This window comes from Nocardia sp. NPDC004123 (assembly GCF_053603795.1).
Genome location: NZ_JBSGGG010000068.1, coordinates 1 through 2701, shown reverse-complemented (window position 1 = coordinate 2701; position 2701 = coordinate 1). Strand labels below are relative to the sequence as shown.

Here is a 2701-nt window from a genome sequence, read left to right as displayed (position 1 = left end):
TCCCTGCTCACCCACACGATTGCACGGACTCACGGTCGTTTGCCGTTGATCAACGCTAAACCGCCGGGACCGATCCCCGAAACCCGCAAGCCTCAACAGGCCACTGAGCTGAGCAGATGCGACCAGCGACCGCTTCGAGACCGTTCCGGTCATCGGAGCGATGTCTTGCAGTCAACTGCCCTGGGGTAATTGAGCCGTCCCGGCCGGGTAAGTACCCGGGCCCGCTGAGGTCGTGCCGGAGATCAACTGCGCCGAGCCGGGGTTTGGTCTACGGAACGTGATGACGCTCATCCCGATCGGCGTCATCGTGTCGATTCAGGTGGGCAAGAAGACCAACGGCCGCAAACGCCCGGATAGCCGATCCGCCGCGCCGAGGTGATACCGCCGGGCGCCGCGAACCCTCAGACCCCGCATCCGCAACGATCCAGCAAACAGCACCTCCGTGCGGACGCGTCCGGAGGCGAAAACTGCCAGGATGTAGTGCGACGACGCTGCTCTAATGGTCAGCCTGAACACCCGATAACACGGTGCGTTTCGCCTGTGCCGCCGACGGGCGACCTTACCGAGGTCGCCCTCTTTTCCCCGTTCCCGGGCTGCGGCTGGTCGGTGGTGGATGGCAGGGTAGGGAGATGGAGAACGACGGATGAGTCGCGGTGTGTTGGTGACGGGGGCTTCGCGGGGGATCGGGCGGGCAATCGCGGTGGCGTTCGCGGAGAACGGTGATCGGGTGGCGGTGCATTACTCGTCCGGGCAGGCCGACGGCGAGGAGACGTTGCGGCGGTTGCCGGGTGATGGACATGTGCTCATCGACGGGGATATCAGTTCGCCGGAGGCGGCCGAGGGGATTGTCGCGGCGGCCGTGGAGGCACTCGGCATCGTGCATGTGCTCGTCAACAATGCGGCGGTGAATCTGGCGCATCCGCTCGCGAAAACCTCATATGCCGAATGGCAGGAGACTTGGCGCAAGACCGTGGACGTCAACCTGATCGGTACGGCGAACGTCTCCTATTGCGCTGCCCGCCACATGATCGACAAGGATATCCCCGGCCGGATCATCAATATCGGCTCCCGTGGCGCGTTCCGCGGCGAACCCGACTACCCCGCCTACGGCGCCACCAAGGCGGGCGTCCACGCCCTCGGCCAATCGCTCGCGGTCTACTTGGCTCCTTACGGAATCGCGGTCGCGTCGGTGGCACCCGGCTTCGTGGCGACCGAACGCGTCGCCCACCGCGTCACCGACGGCGTCCGGGCCCAGAGCCCCTTCGACCGCGTCGCCCAACCCGAGGAAATCGCCTCGGCCGTACGCTATCTCGCCTCCCCGGAAGCCACGTGGAGCTCCGGCGCGGTCCTGAACGTCAACGGAGCGTCATACCTGCACTGAATCTCACTGCTCATTCGGGTAATCAACAGGAATGGTGTCACCAGCGGTAAAACGAGCGGATTCAGGCAGGTAGGGGCGGCTGATCCCAATAGCCCTGTGCGGCTACCGTTCTCGGCGGCGGTCGGGCCCGAGCTCGGTGCGGTGGTCCAGGGTGTAGACCCGGCGCTCCAACACGGCGAAGGCTTCCCGGCTCAGCTTGTCCAGCTTGCCGCGGCGGGCGCCGGCGGGGATGGCCGCTACCGCCTGGTCGAGGGCGGCCAGTTCCTTGCGCGGTTCATCACGCCGGGCGGCCAGCGGGGTGTCGGTGTTCGAGATCCTCGCCATCGAGTTCGATGGGGGAGGGGGCCTTTCTGGTTTCGGGTCGATCAGGGATGGCCGTTCCCCGTCTGCCCCTGGCACGTGACGCTGCCGTTGGGGTAGCAGAACGCGTTTTCCAGCGCACCCGACCCGGCCTGGCTGCCGGTTGGCGAAGTGCCGTATTCCTTCGACGCGCTGCCGGTTGCCGACGAGCCGTTGTCGATCGACGCGCTCCCGGTGGCGGTGTTGTCCGCGACCGGCGTGAGGGGTATCTCGGCCGAGGCTGGGCCCGCGACGCCGATGAAACCTATCGCGAGCATGAGGGCCGCGAATCCTGTTCGGACTGTCAGGGTTTGCGTGTTCACAAGCCTGACGCTATGTGAAATTGATTCATTTAAGATGGGATTCGAATCCCCCGATTTCTGGGGCGCAGATTCCTTGGGGGTCGGTATTCAGTCGGTGGGCTGGGTACCCGGATCCCGGCTCGCTGCGCCGTGCCCGCTGCTCGCACACGCACTCGGGATAGTCCAGTGGCGGGGTGTACACCGTGCGCCGCAGGCCCGGCATTGGTGTGTGCGGTGACCGGTCCGCGCGGGGGAACTCCTGTCGGCGGCGGCCGGGGCCGAGCACGGGATCCAGCCCACGAGGGCGTTCCCGTCCTCGAGCAGGCGATGCCCGTTGCAGCAGTGCACCGGTGCCGGTTCGCTCCAGCCGCTCGCGGTGCGCACCAGCCGACGCGGCGGTACCGCCACACCATCGACGGCGTACCGCGTGCGGTCGGAAACGGGCACACCGATGGGCATCGGTCAGGTCCGCTCGCCCCGCCACCGCTACGCTGGTCAACGAGGTCTCCGGTTGGTCTCCGGTTTTGCTTGGTCGCTAAACCACCTTCCGGAGACCTCGCCTATATGCCAACGCGGCCAACAACTTTCATCAAACATGCTGATGGGGTGCTGCCGCGACTTCCGCACGCCGAGGTGGTGCTGCTGTGCCTGCTGCTGTCGTCCGTAGTCACCGTCGCGC

4 protein-coding genes are annotated in these 2701 nt (G+C 66.2%); 2 read left to right on the top strand and 2 right to left on the bottom strand.

What is annotated here, in order from left to right; translation table 11 throughout:
- The first annotated feature begins 232 nt into the window (after positions 1–232).
- The gene (locus tag ACWEQQ_RS44960; protein ID WP_452352561.1) at positions 233–379 is read left to right on the top strand and encodes a hypothetical protein; all 147 of its coding nucleotides are present in this window, start codon (positions 233–235) and stop codon (positions 377–379) included.
- A 264-nt stretch (positions 380–643) separates the two neighbouring features.
- Positions 644–1381: an SDR family NAD(P)-dependent oxidoreductase gene (locus tag ACWEQQ_RS44955; protein ID WP_452352560.1), complete on the top strand. Its 738-nt coding sequence runs from the start codon at positions 644–646 to the stop codon at positions 1379–1381.
- A 102-nt stretch (positions 1382–1483) separates the two neighbouring features.
- Here the strand turns inward: ACWEQQ_RS44955 and ACWEQQ_RS44950 are convergent, their stop codons facing one another.
- Together ACWEQQ_RS44950 and ACWEQQ_RS44945 are read right to left on the bottom strand one after the other, a co-directional pair.
- Entirely contained in the window at positions 1484–1705 is a 222-nt protein-coding gene (locus tag ACWEQQ_RS44950; RefSeq protein ID WP_452352559.1) for a hypothetical protein, read from the bottom strand.
- A gap of 41 nt (positions 1706–1746) precedes the next feature.
- The gene (locus tag ACWEQQ_RS44945; protein ID WP_452352558.1) at positions 1747–1998 is read right to left on the bottom strand and encodes a hypothetical protein; all 252 of its coding nucleotides are present in this window, start codon (positions 1996–1998) and stop codon (positions 1747–1749) included.
- Positions 1999–2701 lie beyond the last annotated feature (703 nt).

Bases quoted from the DNA above. Each gene is read 5' to 3' on its own strand.
- ACWEQQ_RS44955 (WP_452352560.1), top strand. From the start codon at position 644: ATGAGTCGCGGTGTGTTGGTGACGGGGGCTTCGCGGGGGATCGGGCGG.
- ACWEQQ_RS44950 (WP_452352559.1), bottom strand. From the start codon at position 1,705: ATGGCGAGGATCTCGAACACCGACACCCCGCTGGCCGCCCGGCGTGAT.
- ACWEQQ_RS44945 (WP_452352558.1), bottom strand. From the start codon at position 1,998: ATGCTCGCGATAGGTTTCATCGGCGTCGCGGGCCCAGCCTCGGCCGAG.